The following is a 2,408-nucleotide window of genomic DNA, read 5'->3' on the forward strand; positions in this document are numbered from 1 at the left end:
TCCTATAACAAGTCTGCCTTAACAGGACTTGTGGATTCTCGTGTGTGATACACACAACTCAAAATTACTGCTTCTTCCAAGATTGGTTCTGTTGGCCACGCCAGCAGAACAACCCTCTTTGCCTGATGACCATAGCGAGTCGGTCCCACCCCTTCCCATCCCGAACAGGACCGTGAAACGACTCTACGCCGATGATAGTGCGGATTCCCGTGTGAAAGTAGGTAATCGTCAGGCTCCCTAAGCCAAGAACCCCCGCCCGACCAGGCGGGGGTTTTTGCATTTCGGCCTCCAAAAAAGCATGGGGCGAAGCGTTCCGAGGCGACGTACGCCGGGCTCCTCCGCCGCAAACCATTGCAGCATCAAACTCTCCTACTTGCTTCCATCTTCGGCGATTCCACCGATTATTGATCGTATCTTCGATCTAACCGCGCTTTGCTCCCGCAAACGCATATCGACAAGCGCGATTGCGTGACCCGCCTTCCGCTTCCTGCGGCCCGCCACCTCGTCTCTGCTCCATCTTTGATCAAAGCGATCGGACCAAGGGGGGGGGCAGCGCCGTACGCGTATAGCGGCTCGGACAAGATCAAAAATCGGCGCGGTTCCTTTCGATGTCCGTCATTGACCGTCCTGTAACGCGTAGATTTCCTCGATGGCGAATGGGCTCCACTACCTACGCGGTCTCGTTCATCACCCGTAGGCGTGAATTATGTGCTGCCTGCGCCGACGCCTGGCGGCGTTCGGCGCGTATCGTATCCGGATCGTCGAATGGAGAGTCTCGGGGCAAGCGAAAGCTGGTGCATCGTGTTTTGGCCTTGATCCCGCGCCAGCTGAGCATTGCCGGACAGCGCATGCTGGATGTCGACGCTCTGCCACCATATATCGGCTTTATAACGGCTCCGGGTGCGTGAGGTACGGCAAAGGCGCTTGCGTCGAATCCGGCACGGATAGTCGCGTTCAACCGGGCGAGGCGGGTGCGGAACACGAATGGTAGCGATATCGATTGTTTGCGAAGATTCGCTGCGATAAGCCGGCCGCTGATGTTAGGCGGTTTCCACGAAGGGGCGTGGGGCCGCCGAGCGTAAGGACCACTCGATGGATGCGGCGGCAGTGAGGTTATGGAGACGGCTGGACCTATACGCACGTCGTCGCCGAGTAGCGGCTGTGAGCATCGCAGGGCCTGCACAATCGCCGGATTCATCCTGCGGGACGTCGTCGGGCCAGCACGTGCCGATTCATCGTTTGTGCGCGCCCTAGCCGGCGAAATCCCCAACCCCCGTACCCCGGCATCGAGTGATGCCTTCAACTGTTGACGCGCCCCAGGCGCCAGGCATGCTCTTGGGCTCCGCGGTGACGCTGTCAGCCAGAACGTGCGTCGAACCTCCCTGACCGGGCTCGTGCGGCACCGGGGTGCTTGCCGGAGCCGCGGCACGTGCAGTTGCAACCGCGAAGAATGTCGCTGCGGGCCAAGCGGGCGCCTAGAGGCTTGTACTGGCGTAGGAGAACGACCACACACGGAATCGTGCGTTCCAATGAAGCTATCGAACACAGCAAGGAGCGTCCGAATTCGGTGATGGAGCCGGCTTGCTGCAATCGCCAGAAGGGCGAAGCTCTGGTCCATACACGAGCCCCAGCATTGAGGTCAGGCTGCCTGCAGTGCCGGCCGCAGAGCGTCTATTCCGCGCCGGAAGCGCCGTCGACGCTCCCGTGAACAACCTCCAGCCGGCTCTCCAAACCCGCCCGGCACGAAATTTGCCGAAATTTTGTGTCTACCCGCTTGGCATTGTGCGAAAGAGGCCGTATGATGGCGGTCTTTCGTTTTTAGCGCAGATGCAGATCGGCGTTGAAGGCGGAGTCTGACGAAGATGTGGCGCCGGTCGGCAACATCTCGCGCTTGCCTTAGCCGGGCGAGGGCAGGGATCGGCGGAAAGCGGAAGTCGGGAAGAAAGTGAAAATAATCTTCCGGATGTGCTTGACAGGAGTGCGATGCACCCCCATAATCGTCAGTTCTCTACGGAGGGGTGCCCGAGTGGCTAAAGGGGGCAGACTGTAAATCTGTTGGCTTACGCCTACGTTGGTTCGAATCCAACCTCCTCCACCAAGATATCAGCGCAGTGAGCGGTAAGGAATCGTTAGTGGCCCATGCGGGTGTAGCTCAATGGTAGAGCAGAAGCCTTCCAAGCTTACGACGAGGGTTCGATTCCCTTCACCCGCTCCAGACCGCTAAGTTGAAGCGTAGCGCCCATGTGGCTCAGTGGTAGAGCACTCCCTTGGTAAGGGAGAGGTCGGCAGTTCGATCCTGCCCATGGGCACCAGCAGTAAAAAAGTCAGTGTCTTGTTTGCGCGCGGCGCAACCTGTGAAATTCCTTTTGGGAGTTGAAAATGGCCAAGGAAAAGTTTGAGCGGACCAA

At 58.8% G+C, this 2,408-nt stretch carries 3 tRNA genes and 1 rRNA gene; all 4 read left to right on the top strand.

The features are described from left to right. Window positions 1–121 precede the first annotated feature (121 nt). The 4 genes from rrf to A9Z05_RS04300 all read left to right on the top strand — a co-directional run bounded on the left by rrf (window position 122) and on the right by A9Z05_RS04300 (window position 2,312). Window positions 122–234, top strand: a 5S ribosomal RNA gene (gene rrf, locus A9Z05_RS04285). 1,778 nt (window positions 235–2,012) lie between these two features. Further along, a tRNA-Tyr gene (locus A9Z05_RS04290) sits at window positions 2,013–2,098 on the top strand. Between the two features lie 43 nt (window positions 2,099–2,141). Further along, window positions 2,142–2,215, top strand: a tRNA-Gly gene (locus A9Z05_RS04295). Between the two features lie 22 nt (window positions 2,216–2,237). Further along, window positions 2,238–2,312: transfer RNA gene (locus A9Z05_RS04300), tRNA-Thr, on the top strand. Window positions 2,313–2,408: the final 96 nt, after the last annotated feature.

The sequence above is a fragment of the Burkholderia sp. A2 genome (assembly GCF_001729305.1).
Lineage (GTDB): Bacteria > Pseudomonadota > Gammaproteobacteria > Burkholderiales > Burkholderiaceae > Burkholderia > Burkholderia sola.